General features: G+C 69.3%; 14 protein-coding genes. 6 read left to right on the forward strand and 8 right to left on the reverse strand.

What is annotated here, in order from left to right:
• Positions 1–572: 572 nt before the first annotated feature.
• On the reverse strand, positions 573–1091 hold the full coding sequence (locus OG624_RS41255; protein WP_051764070.1) for a hypothetical protein: 519 nt from the start codon (positions 1089–1091) through the stop codon (positions 573–575).
• 174 nt (positions 1092–1265) lie between these two features.
• Between OG624_RS41255 and OG624_RS41260 the strand changes: the two genes are divergently transcribed.
• The 3 genes from OG624_RS41260 (at position 1266) to OG624_RS41270 (ending at position 5036) form a co-directional block, all read left to right on the forward strand.
• Positions 1266–3785, forward strand: a complete 2520-nt coding sequence (locus OG624_RS41260) for a DEAD/DEAH box helicase (protein ID WP_331720969.1) — start codon at positions 1266–1268, stop codon at positions 3783–3785.
• A 239-nt stretch (positions 3786–4024) separates the two neighbouring features.
• Positions 4025–4480: a hypothetical protein gene (locus OG624_RS41265; protein ID WP_331720970.1), complete on the forward strand. Its 456-nt coding sequence runs from the start codon at positions 4025–4027 to the stop codon at positions 4478–4480.
• Between the two features lie 247 nt (positions 4481–4727).
• Entirely contained in the window at positions 4728–5036 is a 309-nt protein-coding gene (locus OG624_RS41270; RefSeq protein WP_331720971.1) for a hypothetical protein, read from the forward strand.
• Positions 5037–5830: 794 nt separating this feature from the next.
• On the opposite strand, the gene OG624_RS41275 is transcribed toward OG624_RS41270, so the two are convergent.
• Positions 5831–6982, reverse strand: coding sequence for an SMI1/KNR4 family protein (locus OG624_RS41275; protein ID WP_331720972.1), 1152 nt, complete (start codon positions 6980–6982; stop codon positions 5831–5833).
• Here OG624_RS41275 and OG624_RS41280 point away from each other — a divergent pair.
• On the forward strand, positions 6981–7325 hold the full coding sequence (locus tag OG624_RS41280) for a hypothetical protein (RefSeq protein ID WP_033227199.1): 345 nt from the start codon (positions 6981–6983) through the stop codon (positions 7323–7325). The two genes, OG624_RS41275 and OG624_RS41280, sit on opposite strands and share 2 nt — an antisense overlap.
• A gap of 46 nt (positions 7326–7371) precedes the next feature.
• On the opposite strand, the gene OG624_RS41285 is transcribed toward OG624_RS41280, so the two are convergent.
• Positions 7372–7524 (reverse strand): hypothetical protein, encoded by a 153-nt coding sequence (locus tag OG624_RS41285; RefSeq protein ID WP_158712018.1) that lies wholly within the window; start codon positions 7522–7524, stop codon positions 7372–7374.
• 312 nt (positions 7525–7836) lie between these two features.
• On the opposite strand from OG624_RS41285, the gene OG624_RS41290 reads away from it, so the two are divergent.
• The gene (locus tag OG624_RS41290; protein WP_033226861.1) at positions 7837–8388 is read left to right on the forward strand and encodes a hypothetical protein; all 552 of its coding nucleotides are present in this window, start codon (positions 7837–7839) and stop codon (positions 8386–8388) included.
• Between the two features lie 109 nt (positions 8389–8497).
• Here OG624_RS41290 and OG624_RS41295 read toward each other — a convergent pair whose 3' ends face one another.
• The gene (locus OG624_RS41295) at positions 8498–9508 is read right to left on the reverse strand and encodes a DUF4238 domain-containing protein (protein WP_331720973.1); all 1011 of its coding nucleotides are present in this window, start codon (positions 9506–9508) and stop codon (positions 8498–8500) included.
• A 198-nt stretch (positions 9509–9706) separates the two neighbouring features.
• On the opposite strand from OG624_RS41295, the gene OG624_RS41300 reads away from it, so the two are divergent.
• Positions 9707–10609 carry a DUF4238 domain-containing protein gene (locus tag OG624_RS41300; protein WP_331720974.1) on the forward strand — a complete coding sequence of 301 codons (903 nt, stop codon included), beginning with the start codon at positions 9707–9709 and terminating at the stop codon, positions 10607–10609.
• Positions 10610–10699: 90 nt separating this feature from the next.
• Here the strand turns inward: OG624_RS41300 and OG624_RS41305 are convergent, their stop codons facing one another.
• The 4 genes from OG624_RS41305 to OG624_RS41320 all read right to left on the reverse strand — a co-directional run bounded on the left by OG624_RS41305 (position 10700) and on the right by OG624_RS41320 (position 13765).
• Entirely contained in the window at positions 10700–10948 is a 249-nt protein-coding gene (locus tag OG624_RS41305; RefSeq protein WP_033226859.1) for a hypothetical protein, read from the reverse strand.
• 289 nt (positions 10949–11237) lie between these two features.
• Entirely contained in the window at positions 11238–12035 is a 798-nt protein-coding gene (locus OG624_RS41310; RefSeq protein ID WP_331720975.1) for a helix-turn-helix domain-containing protein, read from the reverse strand.
• A 16-nt stretch (positions 12036–12051) separates the two neighbouring features.
• Positions 12052–12333, reverse strand: a complete 282-nt coding sequence (locus OG624_RS41315) for a hypothetical protein (RefSeq protein WP_033226857.1) — start codon at positions 12331–12333, stop codon at positions 12052–12054.
• 1198 nt (positions 12334–13531) lie between these two features.
• The gene (locus OG624_RS41320) at positions 13532–13765 is read right to left on the reverse strand and encodes a hypothetical protein (protein WP_033226855.1); all 234 of its coding nucleotides are present in this window, start codon (positions 13763–13765) and stop codon (positions 13532–13534) included.
• Positions 13766–14069: the final 304 nt, after the last annotated feature.

Below are 14069 nucleotides of genomic sequence, written 5' to 3' on the forward strand. Positions count from 1 at the left end.
ACCTGAGCGCTGGCGCGCTCAGGAGGGAAGCCCTTCGCTGCGCTCCGGGCGGGCTTCGCTGACGCTTCGCCAGATTCCCGCGCTCGCGCGGGAATCGACGTCCGCAAGCGGACGTCCAGGGGAAGGCCCGGCGCAAGCGCCGGGCCGGTGGCGCTGACGCATCACCAGATGACCGCGCAAGCGCGGTCATCGACGGGCCTTCGGCCCGTTGGGGCGTCCGCTGACGCTCCCACTCCTGGTCCTTCCGGCTTCGCCTCCAGGACCTGGGCCCGCTGCCGCGGGCCGGCTGGCAGCGGTGAGGGGCCGGGGGTGGTCTGTCGGGTGCCGGCGGCGATGTCAGTGGCCCCGGCTAAGGTCCGCTTCGACGGGGCCGGTGGCGAAGCCTCCAGCACTGGAAACCCAACGGCATAAACCTCCCGGTCTGCGCGGGGGTGGTCACGACCCAACCGGCGGCCGGGGAAAAAGGGCCATGCAAACGCTTGCCAGCGCCAGCCCCGTCCTCAACCCAGTTCAGGAAGCAGCAGGTGGCTGGGACCGGTACCGCTGCCGTCCGCGATCCTGCGGCCTGGCTGTCAAGGACTGGTCATCCACTCCTGGCCCGGGATGAACTCCTCCCACATGCCGCCCCAGGACCATCCGCTGTACATGAGCAACGGGCGACTCAGAACAGCGTCGCCAACCTGCACTCTGCGCACGACAAGACCGAGCTGCTGCAGTGCCGGGTCTCCGGATGGAAGCCAGGAGAACCGCAGACCTTGCTCCTCCGCATAACCGAGCAGGCGTTGCACCGTTTGGGACCGCGCCTGTTCGACCGGTTGTCCGACCAAGGGAATGCCTCCCAGAGTGAGCTGCGGGCCTGTTGCGGCGGACAGACCCACCGCAGCCAGGTGGCCAGCATCCGTGTAGTAGGCCATGACCCCCCGATCTTGAAAGTGCTCATGCCCTTCACGGCGCTCTCCCCCGCCTATGGTCCGCTCGCCGAACGCCTCCGCGACTTCGTCCGACCTCATGCCGAACTCGAGCGGTCCGACAGCAACCAGCGGGCTCCACGCCCACTGCTCCCTGTCCTCGTTCTTCTTGACTCGCCACATGCCCACTCCTACCCCCGGGAGAGCGAAGGGCCCACTGGCAGAGGGCCCGTTCAAGTACAGTCATCAGTATGCATCACGGCGGAGATGCGGCGTGTAGCTGTGTAGGATCCCGAGAACACCACAACCCCTCCCCCGGCGGGTCTGTCCCACCGCTTCGATTTCACGGAGTGTCGAATGCAGAAGTCTGGTGACATCGTGCTGCGTCCTCACCAGGAGGAGGCGGTGGAGGCCATTGTCCGAGGGCTGGATATTCCTCCTGGGAAACACATTCCGGAGGCGGGTCTGCGGGCCACGGTGGTGGCCGCGTGCGGGACCGGGAAGACGTTCATGGCGGCCGCGGCGGCGCTCCGGCTCGCCCGGCACGGCCGGGTCCTGGTGCTCCTGCCGACCCTCGATCTCCTCACGCAGACGGTGCGGGAGTGGCGGCTGGCCGGGCACACCGGGCCGGCTGTCGCGGTGTGCTCGCTGGAGGACGACCCTCAGCTGTGGCAGCTCGACGTCCGGACCACGACGTCGGCGCCCCAGCTCGGGCTCTGGCACGGCCGCGGCCCCGTCACGGTGTACGCCACGTACGCCTCGCTGCCGGTCATCGCCGAGGCCCACGAGGGCGCGTACGGGCTACCGATGGACGTCTTCGACCTGGTGATTGTCGACGAGGCGCACCGCACGTCGGGGTCGGCGGGGAAGGCGTGGGCGGACGTCCACCGGCAGGAGGTCATCCCCGCAATGCGCCGGCTCTACATGACCGCGACCCCGCGGATCTGGATGGAGCGGGCGCCGAGGTCCCAGGAGCGGGAGCGGGAGGAGGCTCGCCGGCGCGCGGCGGAGGAGCGTCGGGAGCGTGAGGAGGCCGAGGCGGAGGGGCGGATGTGGGTGGCGCGGCCGCGGTGGGACCGGCTGCCGAAGGACCTCGCGTGCTCGATGGACGATGTGCGGGTGTTCGGGCCTGTTGTTTATGAGCTTTCGCTTGCTTCGGCTATTTCCCGGGGGCTTTTGGCGAAGTATCAGATCGTGGTGGCGGAACTCACCGACCCCGTCGTCACTCCACAACGGCTGAACAGTGAAGAGCGGTACGAGGAACAGTTGCGGGGGCAGCGGCTCGCGGCGGTGCAGACCGCGTTGCTGGAGACGATGGCGGCGTACGGGCTGCAGACCACCATCACGTTCCACCACCGAACCATGGAGGCAGAGGCCTTCGCCGTAGGGCTGGAGCGGGTCGCCGCGCGGCTGCACGCCGTCGACCCGGGGCGGCATCCCGAGCGGGTGTGGTCGGGCTGGTTGTGCGGGGAACACCAGGGCTCTCACCGGCAGTCCGTGCTCGCGGAATTCGGTCGCAGGGCCGGGCGTGCCGTGCTCTCGAATTGCCGGGTCCTGGGCGAGGGCGTCGATATTCGGGCCACGGACAGTGTGGCTCTGATCGATCCGAAGGGGTCGGCCGTCGATATCGTCCAGGCGATCGGGCGGGCTTTGCGGCAGAAGCCCGGCGAGGGGAAGATGGCCACCCTTATCGTGCCCGTGTTTCTGCGGGAGGGTGAAAATCCTGAGGACATGCTTTCGTCGAATTCCTATAGGCCTTTGGTACGGGTTTTGGCGGGATTGCGGGCGCATGATGAAAAGGCTGTGGAAATGCTCGCTATTCCTCAGGCGAATCAGAAAAGGATCGTGGACCCGTCGCGGCCGGTCGGGAAGGCGCCGGAGGAGGGTGAGGAGGAGTCACGGCTGCTGCTGAAGTTCGCGACGCCGCGGGACCCGGCGCTGATCGCGAAGTGGATCAGCTACCAGGTGATCAACACCGAACGGCAGGACTGGCGTCGGGGCGCCGAGGCCGCCTACCGGTACCGGCAGCGCGAAGGGGATCTGGACGTCCCGTACGAGCACGTGGAGGAGGCGGGGGCGTTCCCGCTCGGCAGGTGGCTGTCGGACCAGCGGCGGGCGTACCGGGCCGGGACGATGACCGGGGAGCGGGCGGCCGAGCTGGAGGATCTGGGGGTCGTGTGGGACACCGCCGACGCCGGTTTCGAGGCCAACCTCGGGGCGGCGCGGGCCTACTACGAGCTCCACGGGAGCCTGGCCGCGCCGCGGGGCGTGGCGATCATGGACGTCCAGGTCGGGCAGTGGCTCACGAACATCCGCCGCCCCGGCGGGCTCGGGAAGGACCCCGTACGCGCGGAGCGGCGGGCCGCTCAGCTGGCCGCGATCGATCCGGACTGGAACCCGGCCGTGCTGGGGTGGACGGTGGACTGGCAGCGGCACTACGCCTACCTCGCCCAGCTCCTCGCCGACGGCGCGCGGCCGGCCGCGATCGTGCCCGGGGTGACCCGGCACGGGGACGACGTCGGGCGGTGGCTCGCCGCGCAGCGCAGGAACTGGGACCGGCTGAACACCGAACAGCAGCGCCGGCTCGGTGCGCTCGGCGTGAAGAAGGCCTCACGGGCCCGCAAGGCGGCGGCGAAGACGACTACGGAGCCTGGGCCGCAGGCGGGCGGGGACGCCTTCCAGAAAGGCCTCCAGGCCCTCGCGCAGTACGTGGCGCGGGAGGGCGGGATGCCGGGGCGGGCCGTCGTCGAGCGGCTGCCCGACGGGATGGAGCACCGCACCGGCATCTGGATCAGCAACCAGAAAGCCCGACGCGACCGCCTCGACACCGCGCAACTCGCAGCCCTCGCCAACCTCGGCATCGACTGGGCGCGGTAGGAGGGCTATAGGCGGCCCGAGTGGTACTGCTGCCCCAGAGCGGGCGAGGGCACCGAATCCCGCCCGTGCATGCTGCAGCGGCACAGGGCGGCCGCAGCCCACCCCGGCGCCCGGGACATGAAAGATCATCAGACAAGCAACCTTGACGGGCGGAACCTGCTCTCCTTTCGCAGCACCCCGGACTTCAACAGCTTCAGGAGGTGCAGTCTGGCCGTGGCTGATACGAGAAGGAGCACCTGGTGCGTACCGACTGGCGGCGGACCCTCTGGTGGTTCATAGGCGCGACAGCGCTGTTCCTGGCGTTGGTGGCCGCCTTCCGGTTGGAGCTGGGCGAGGACCGTGAGGAACCGCTCGCGATCGCTGATGTGGCGGGGGTCTGGCAAGGCTCGGACGGCGGCCGCCTGACGGTCCGGGCGGACGGTACTGCGGACCTGGAACGGGTCACACGGCCCGGACCGAACTGCGGGCACTCCACCGACGCGCCGGCCCGTTCCTACACCGGACCGGCAACCTGGGTGTTTGACACCTACCCCGACGAGAGGTCCGGGATCAGGTTCGACTCGCAGGGGCCCGCTACCGCCCAGCTGTGCAAGGTCTACCTGGTGGTCTTCCCGCGGAAGGACGACACGAAGGGATTCCTCCCCCACGACCCACCCGGCGTGGACTACATACGCTCGCCCGGCCAGCAGAAATGAACAAAGCCATCGATGTGCACCAGAAAGCCGAACGCGACCCGACCGACCAGGCGCAGCTCGCCGAACTCGGCGCCGACTGGGCCGGTCCTCCGGGCGCGGCGAGCCTCGCGTAGGGTCGCCGGATCCTTACGCAACAGGGGAGTTGGAGATGGGGCACACATCACGACGGGGCGCCGGCACGGCGCTGACGGCGGTGGCGGCAGCCGCGGTGCTGGTGGGCTGCACGGAGTAATCCCAAAAGCAGATCATGCCAGGTCCGACATCCACGGCCACGGCAGGTCCCCAGGAGGCCCTGGCCCTGGCCGAGCGCTACCGGGCGGCCGGCGGGGACCCGGACGTGTACGGGATCCAGGTCGAGGACGGACCGGAAGGCGTGCCCCGGATAGTCATCCGGACCCGCAACGCGGATCAGGCCGACGCGACCTTCCGCCGGCAGAACACCTCGGTCACCACCCACCTGACGACGAAGGAGGGGGCGTCCTTCAAGAAGGGCTACTTCATCGACGTCTTCGGCCCCGACGGCCGGCTCATCCACCGCATGGACGCCCGCCCCTAGCTTGATCCAACCTGTTCAGCGGGGTCGCGACGGGGTCGATCCCGGAGCGGAAGCGGGCCGCCATCGGGAGACCCACAACCGGGACGCAGGCGCGGGCCGTGCGGTCACCGGTGTGGTGAGGTCATGAAGGCTCGCGTCCACGCAGAGGCACACCAGGGCCGTACCGGTGGCCTGCTTCCAGGAGGCCGTCGGCCGTCAGGCGGTTCAGGTGCCCCGGCATCGTGGCGAGCGTCCCAGACACGCTCCAGCCCGTCCCGGACACCGGGTTATCCCCCGGCGGGCCGGGACATCGCGGCCTGGGCCGACGAGTACAACGCGAGGCTCAGCCCGTGAACCGTGCGCCGCGCCCGCACCGGGAGGTGCCGACCACCGTGCCCAGCCCGGTCCCCTGGCTGGGGCCGCCTGTTGCCGGTGAGGAGTCGGAAGGACCGCCGGTCCATCCGACCCGCTCGACGAGGCCTCACTCCCAGGACCTCAGACCGGCCCGTCCCCCGCGTCCCGCACGACGGGAAAACCCCGACCAGACCGGAACCTCGTGTCGAAAGTGCCAGAGGTGTGCCGCACACCAGACCCCACACACCAGAGAACCCCACTACCCCCTCCCGGCGTACGCGGCCGGCTCCACTCCCAGCAGTTTCAGAGCACGCGGCAGGCTGCCGAGGTGAGATCACGCGGAACGGCCAGGCTCTCGGTCAACGGAGCCCAGCCCCGCATCGCACCCGTACCCGCCGACGCAGGCGCGGCCGCTGGAACGGAGCGGGTGCCGGAAGACACCACCGTTGTGCCTCAGGTGATCAGACGGTCCGAGGATGCACTCGTTCGACGGGGTGGGGGCCCGTCTCCCACTGCGGCAGCCAGTCGGTGGCGAGCGCACCGGCGAGGGCTGCGCGGAACCACTCGCCGAAGCCGAGCCCGGTATCGTGCCAGTCGCCCCATCCCCTGCGGAACGCCGATACGGTCCAGGCACCGTCCACCTGGGGGACCAACAGAAGTCGATCACCCTCGATGGTGTGCCCCCAGAGCAGCGCCCCTCCGGGGGACGGCAGGACGGGGCAGGGCACGGCAGGGGAGCCCGCCAGCCGATGGCTCCATTCCTCCCCGTACACACGCAGGTTCCGGGCGCCGCAGAAGTACAGGTAGTCGGAGATCATGGCGTCGCCGTACGCAGCTGCTACGGCCACGTAGTCCGCCGGCAGGACGACTCCCCAGTCAGCGGCGACCGCCTCGATCGCGGTGGCGCCGTCATCCGGCGGCCCGACCGGAGGCCCCAGCAACTCGGCCAGGCTCCAGCCGGCTCGCGCCGCGAGGGCCTTTTCCCTTCCCGGGGCGGGCGCGGGTATCAATGGGGCGCCGTTCAGGTCGGTGTCGCCTTCGAAGGACCACCACAGCTCGCCGTCGCCGGTCAGGTAGGGCACGCAGCCGTCGACCATACCCCCGTGGTCCAGGACGTCGGCCACCTCCGCCAGATAGGCGGCCAGCGAAGGCCAGCCCTCGCCGAAGTGGCCGGTGCCGTCGTGGCACGCGGTACCCAGCCGCCCCTGCTCCGGGCCCTCGCGCATATCGATCACCTGCGCGTCCCCGTCGCCATGGGCCCAGGGGATCCACCGAACATGCCACCAGGGCTCGCCCGACGGCCCGGAAGAACCGCGGAGGTCGTCGTCGTCCCCCGCGATCTCCTCACACATCCGCCAGTGGTCCACGATCAGCACAACCGGTTGCGGCATCTCCCCCGGAAACAGGTTGCCCCACTCCAACAGGCCGTCGTGGCAGAGCAAGGAATCGACGAGGTCGACCGGGAAGCGCAAACCCATCTCCGTTTGTGCCGCCTCGATCCGGTCGGGATCCGCAGGAGGCGCAAGGATCTCGTACGAGGCGGGGGCGTACACGCGCAGCCAGGCATCAATGCGGTCCCACGACGAACGGACCGACGGCACAGGGGAACTCATGACGCCGAGCATCCCCCACACCACCGACAACGGCCTTGTCGGGGTACCGGCCACAGCGACGGAAACCGAGCATGCCGTCATCACACCCGCACGAGCGACATGGCTGACGGCGGGGGCCCGGCGCCAGGTCCTGCCCGGCATCCACACCCGACTGGCCCGCCGCGGGCTGCTGCCCGACGAGCACATGGTCGACGCCGCCTACACCTCCCTGCCCCACCTGGAACAAGCCACCCGTGAACACCAGGTCACCGTCTCCGGGCCGCTGCGGAGCAACCCCACCCGCCAACAGCGGCAAAACGAGGGATTCGCCCGTGACGACTTCCACATCGACTACGACCGTTGAACAAAGCCATCGAAGTGCACCAGAAGGCGGCCCGCCCGGCGTGGGGTCAGGTGCGCGGGTAGTCGTGGCCCGGTGGCGGGTACTGCTGGCCCGGGAGTTCGGCGACGCCGAAGAGGACGATCCGCTCGAACTCCGACAGCTCCCCCGGCAGGCCGGACCCGACGACGGCGGCCTCGTCGATCGCCTTCAGCAGGCACATCGACCGCTCCTGGTCCGCCTTCGCGCGTGCCGAGGACGGCCGTACCGGCACGGACGGCTGGGGTTCGGCGGGCTGCGGGAGGTACAGGACGCCCGAGCGCCACCCACCCGCCGGCACCACATCAGAACTGGGGTCAGGAGCCGGGGCGCTCCGAGTCCGGGGAGCTACCCTGCGGCCGATGGCGCACTGGGCGCGGCGGGTAGCTTGTCCGCTCCGCGTGTCACAGCGGTTTGTTTCGCAGGTTGAGTCCCTTGTAGGCGTCGCCAACTGGCACAGTGGCTTGGCCGTATCCACCTCAAGCTGGGGGACCCTATGGTCGGTGAAGAGGCGCAGTTCGTTGTAGCGGGTCAGGACATTGGACGCTTCGTACGCCGGTGGCTGGAGGAAGTCGACAGCCCGGAGAACAAGTCCGATTCCCTCCTTCAGCACGCCAGGCGGGTGGAGGATCCCAGAGAGCAGGGTTTCTACGGCACCGCGTACGTCATGTCGAAGATCGCCCCTCGGGTATGGGGTGATCAGGGCAGTGATGACGAACTCCTTCTGTTCGCTGTCATCGCCGCGTACAAGCAGTCGAAGCCGCGGGGTTGGGCAGGTGTGCGCGCCTATACGGAGAAGGCGTTCGCCTACATGCGCGAGGTGGGTGAAGTCGAGGTGGCACGGCGCTTGCGCGCCGAGGTGGCACGGGAGGCAGGTGACCAGGCAGTCGCGGCCCAGAAGTCATTTCATCAACGCATGGGTATCGCCCCTCTTAGCTCCAGCGCACAAGCGGCTCACGATCAGGAGATGGCACAGGGCAGCCACAGAGACCTCCGTGCGGCGAATGCCCTGGACCCCCAAGGCGCCACAGCCGACTGGGACCGGTGACGACACGGCTTGTCACAAGCCGCGGGCCGTACGGTTCGACCGAGGGGCCGCCAGAATAGCGGGTGTGTATCACGCACTTCCGTCGATCAAACGCTGGCTCTTCGTACGGTCAGGAGTGAGCAGCAGCTGGAGTGCGCGGGGGCGGGTGTTCGATGGTCCAGCGGCGTTCGATGTTCTGATCGGGCGGGAACACGGCGTACTGCAGTACATACTGCGGACCGGAGTGCGTCTCGCCCTCCCAGGACTTCGGCTGTGAGGGGCCGGTCGGTTTCCAGTGTTTCCAGGGGTCGTGCTCCGGGTGGTGGATCACGAACTGGTCGGCCACGTCGTACGCCACCCCCACGAGCGCCATACCGACGGCGCCCCTCGCGTGCATCAGGTGATCCACCTCCTTGCGGCGGTCGTCCTGTCGGGTCACGGGCCCTGGCAAGAACAGGAAGCGGTGGGGGTCGAGCGGGAGCATGATGTCGCTCAGTGCGGCGGCGCGTATCTGGTCCTCTTCGTCGGGGCGGTTCCAGACGACGACGGGGGTGTCGCTGGTCAGTAGGCACATGTCGCTGAAGCCGAGCGCCCACGGGCGGGCTTCCAGGGTGATGGCCAGCGTGACGATGTTCTCGACGATGTAGCGCAGGTGCGGGTTGTTCTCGGCGAGCTGGTGCACCTCGTCGGGAACGGCGGTGAGGTCTGGCGCTTGTGCCCGCCGGTGGGTGAGGCGCTTGCGCTGGCGGGTGGTGCGCAGGATCTGGGCGGCCATCCACCAGGCGAGGACGTGGCGCTGGTCCGGGCCCAGCGGCCATTGCGGCGTGAGGGCCCACTCGGGGTCGTTCAGCAGGACCTTCAACACGGAGTCGGCGCGACCTTCCAGGGAGGTGAACAGCTCCTCAACGGCGTGGTGAGGGACTCCATCCGCGCTGATGCCCCAGTAGTAGCCGGTCTCGGCAGCGATACCGGTAGGCGTCACGGGAAACGGCTCGCCGATCCTGCCGAGCCGTCGCACCATCAACTCATACTTGCGGCGTGCCGCGTGCCGAGCGAAATGCCTCAAATACATCTGAGGCACTGTGTGATCCCGGGTGCCTCCGACCTTGGCCGCGCGCTTCGCCGACGATGCCTTACCCACTGGCGCCCCCTTCGTGTCTCCTGTACCGGTCCTTCGTACACGATGAAGCGGAGCTGGTAGTCATGAATTTTGGCGTATGGGTCTCCAACGCCAGGGGCCGCCGCATCTCACTCACTCAGGGCCAGCTCCACTAGCTCCACGCTTTCCCCGGATCAAAACCTTGGCCGTGGGCACCGGGACCTTGGCAGAATCTGTTGGGTGAACGCGACACACATATCCACGCAGCACCTCGTCTCCCAGGTGCTTCTCCGGGAGTTCACGATGCCTGGCCCCGGCGGCCGACAGCTTCTGCCGTTCGACGTACAGAACCCGAAGCGGCGGCAGAAACTCAAGGGGCCCCGGGCATGCGGCGCGGCCAAGGACTTCGTGGCCTTCGACTCCGCGACTGCAGAGGACCTGTGGAATTCGGTAGAGACGCATGTACCACTTGCCCTCACCGCTGCGAAGGCTGGCAGTCCGTTCGCCCACCCCCCGCATGTGGAGGTGCTGCGCAACCTGGTCGTGCTCCACTATGTACGGTCGCATCGCTACCAAAGCGTGCACACTGCCGCGTTCAAAACGGTCAGCGGCAAGGTCCGCAGCGAACTCCTCAAGCGCTTTCCGGAGCCCCTACGCCGTGAGGCACTGCGCCAGACTGGGCTCCATCTGCCCGGTCCCGGCTCCCTCGGCTCCTTTGCCGAGCGCCTCATCGCGCAATCCGAGGTCACCCGGAGTTTCGGGAACGGCGAGCTGTTCCGCACCAGCATCGAGGACATGTTCAACAAAGTCCGCGACATGGCGGCGGCCGAGTGGCATCTGGAGGTACTGGCTCCGGAGAACGGGCAGTTCCTGATCGGGGACACCCCGGCCGTGACCCTGCGCACGGACGTCAGGCCCTTCCCGATCAACATGGCCTTCGGTGATGCCCACACCCTCGTCCTGCCCATCGGTCCCAGGCATCTACTGGCCCTCGGACCGAAGAACTTGACGGGCAGGATTTCCAAGGCCGCAGTCGACGAGCTCAACGCCGTACAGATCCGAGCAGCCGACCGCTACGTCTACATGCATCCGCGCAGCGGACTGGAGACCTTCGCCCGAGACAAGGCCGCCCAGTACCGCTGACTTCCAACAGAATCGAGTCAGGACTTGCTCCCAGCTTCGGTGCCGAAACCTGCATGATCGTCGCGCCCTCTCGGCCTTCTGCGTGATCCCCTACGCCCTCGTCCGCAGCACCATCAGGAGCCCCTGACCCTCCGAGCCGGAGTCGCACCAGCCCGGGACGAGTTTCTTCTCCCCCGGGTCGAGTTCGGCTTCCTCGCCGTCGCGCAGCTTCTGGGCGGCGCGGCGTACGGCGTCGGAGATCGTCATCATCAGCCGGAAGGCCGCCGCAGCGGTCTGGGCGGCTTCGGCCACCGACTCGGCGAACGGTTCGGCGGCGGGGTCGGGTGCGGGGGTGGACACGGTCGGGGCTCTCCTCGCGGGCGGGTCAGCGGGACTTGGCCGGGCCGGTCTTGGGCGGTCCGCCAGCCCGTAACCGCAGCCCAGGACTAACCCACCCCCACCACCGCGGCGGCCGCCCCAACCGGACGGCCGCCGCACCCATGCCCACCAAGACACAACCGGGGAGCGGCCCCGTCGCGGCCCCTGATGGCCAGGCCGCACCCCGGCCCCCCTACCTACCCCGCCGCACCTCACCGCAGCCCCTGCACCGCCACCCGGAAACCAGCCCGGCCTCCGGCACCGGAACGCCTCACGCCGCCCGCGGACGCCGCGACGGAGGATGATGCCGCTCAGTCGGGAGCCAGGTCTCCCTCACCGGGTCGGCAAGCAGCTCCTCCACGAACGTCCTTCCCCGCGCGACGGCATATGCATATTGGCTGGGATCGTGGCGCAAATCGAGGAGGCGGATGCCCTCGCCGATGCGTTCGGAGGACATGTTCCTGATGGCCAGGGCTGCATCCGCATCGCTCAGCCCCCGGACGGTGGTGCGCGGGGCGGTGATCCGGTCGTAGGCGTCCGCCCAGCGCCGCAGCAGGCGCAGCCCGATCCCGCAGGCCGTGAGGTAGGCGATGCACTGCTGGCGGCTGGCCGGCAGCGCCTGTCGGCGCACGATCCGCGCGGCCGTGCTGACCGGCAGCACGTGCGACCCGCCCGCCAGCGCCTGGAGCCGGCGCAGCGGCAGAGCGCCGGCCCGCTCGTAGAAGTACTCCAGCGCCTCGCTGAAGTCCCCCGCCGTCGTCACCAGCTCGGGCGAACCGGGCCGGCGCAGCCCCTTCAGGCGGTCGCGCTCGCTGATCCGGGCGCGCTGCCACAGGTGCCCCACGGCGCCGTCCGGGTCGCCGCAGGCGTCGACGATCGCCTGGACCGTCTGCCAGGACGGCACGCTCCGGCCCGAGGACGCACGCTTGAGTGTCGCCGCCGACACCCCGGTGCTCACCGCGAGGTCGTCGTAGGTGAGGCGTGCCGCAGCGCGCAGCTCCCGCAGCGCGACGGCCAGCTCGCCGCGCGCCGGGACGGTGTGGTCGACCGGGAGTTCAGGACGTCCCATGGCCCTGCCCCCCGCTCTACCGGCCGGCCTGGAGCGCGGCACGGACGGCCGCGGCCACCGCACCCCGGCCTCCCGGCGTGACCGCGACGAGCAGAACCGTGCCGATGGCGCCCGCGCCGCCGAGGAGCTGGAAGATCTCCGTCATCGCCATGCCCCGCAGGCTCAGCACCACGGCCAGGACGAACACCACCGGCATGACCACACTGATCACGACCGCCTGCGGCATCGTCAGCCCCGGCGCGCGGCCGTCCGCTCCCCGCTGCCGGCCGTCCGAGACGGCCTTCTCGCGCACTCCCATGACAACTCCCGTCCGGGACACCGGGGCATCCCCGGGCATCCCTGAAGTAGTAGGACGGGAGGGCGCGGGACAGCGCCCTCCCGAGATGGTGACTCCGCGCCAAGTGGCGCTTCCCCAGGGGCGATTGGCGTCGCCTGTCCGGGACCATCAGCATGACAGACAGTCACGCCGGCCAGGACACGGAACCCCAGGACCCACATCCCTTACGCCTGAAATGTCTCTGCATTCGTCCACTGGCGTCCCAGAGTCACGAAAAGATACGAGGGCGCTCTGACCTGCGCAAAGACCGCGAGTCGACCAGATATTGAGAGGATCCCCCCTCGGAGGGGTTCGGCGGACGCCGCGCAACGCCCGCCGAACCAGGACGCCCGCTCCCGTTCGTCCAATCCCGTCCAAACAGAAGTTGCGTTTCGGTCCCCCGGGAGAACATCGTGGAGACGCACTCCACCGGGCAACCGGCGGACCCCTGAAGTAGGTGACTCCGCAGCAGGGACAAAAGAAGCACCGCGTTGGCGCGCGAGTGCCTCACGCGACAGGGCCGACCCGCACACGCCGGGCCGGCCCTGTCCACGTTTCCCGGACCCGGCACCCGGCACCAGCTCCGTGAACCGGTTCACGGAACCCACGCCTTCTCCCCCGCTCCCCGGCCGGACCGCCGCACCCGCCTTCACGACCACGGGCAGCCCCGGCCCGGCGGCGGGCCCTACCGGTCCGGTGACCCGGCACGACGCGCCCCTCTTCCACGCCCCCCACGCCGGACCTTCCCCCAGGGGCTCGGCCGCCGTGCGGTCCTGCGGAGCGGACCGTCACCGTCCCGCGCCCCTGGTGGGCGCGGCCCGGCACCCGCCGACCTGTAGCGGCCGCCAGCCAGGTCCGCTGGCCAGGCCCTCGAGAACGACACCTCTCTGTCCGGCTTACGCGTACATAGAGGTGTCGGCACGCTCGACAGGCTTGCCCACAGGACCTGACCTGCGCAGGTGTTCATGATCGCTATACAGGGGGTCCCACTCCCGGTACCACCTCCGGTGCAACCCGTAGTGCACCTCTACGTGCAACCGTGGATCCCCCTCCCGGTGCAACCCTCACCGGGCCCGCAAGGCGGCCAGCTTGCCCAGCCCTAGAGCGACGTCGCGGCCGCGATGGCGACGTCACCCAGTTTCTCCCCGGACCGGGCAATCACTCGGCGGGGCCCCGGAAGTCACCGGCGACGCAGGGCGAGCGCCACGCCGAACGCGGCAGCCAGCGCCGAGGCCACCCCGCCCACGGCGCCGATCGGCCCGGCCAGCGAGCGGTGGACCACGCACAGGTAGCCGGTGGCGCCCAGGACCAGGACGACGACGATCCCCATGACCAGGAGCAGCACGGGATCGGTGCTCGGGGACTGTGGGGCCGGCTGCTGGAACTGAGGCTGCTGGTCGGTGGTGGTGGACATGAGGGGTTCCCTCCCGTTGTTGGTCTGCGGACGATCCGCAGACTGCGGCGCGATGCACCTAGCCCCGCAACCCCTGGTGTCTTGACCGGGCAGCCAGACAGCAGGAGGGGCAGCGCAAGGTTTTGCCTGGCACCACGCTGCGGGCCGGGCGGGATCCATTCGATAGCGCTGACGTGCAGGAACTCCCCCGATCCCCCGTCTGAAGAATCTTGAATGAGGGGGTTGCGTGTGTAGGTGGGCGGTACTTCCTGTCCCCTTCCGGCTATTGAATGCCCGCCCGGCGGGGCGTACGAGTCCCACCTTC

Source organism: Streptomyces virginiae, from assembly GCF_041432505.1.
GTDB lineage: Bacteria > Actinomycetota > Actinomycetes > Streptomycetales > Streptomycetaceae > Streptomyces > Streptomyces virginiae_A.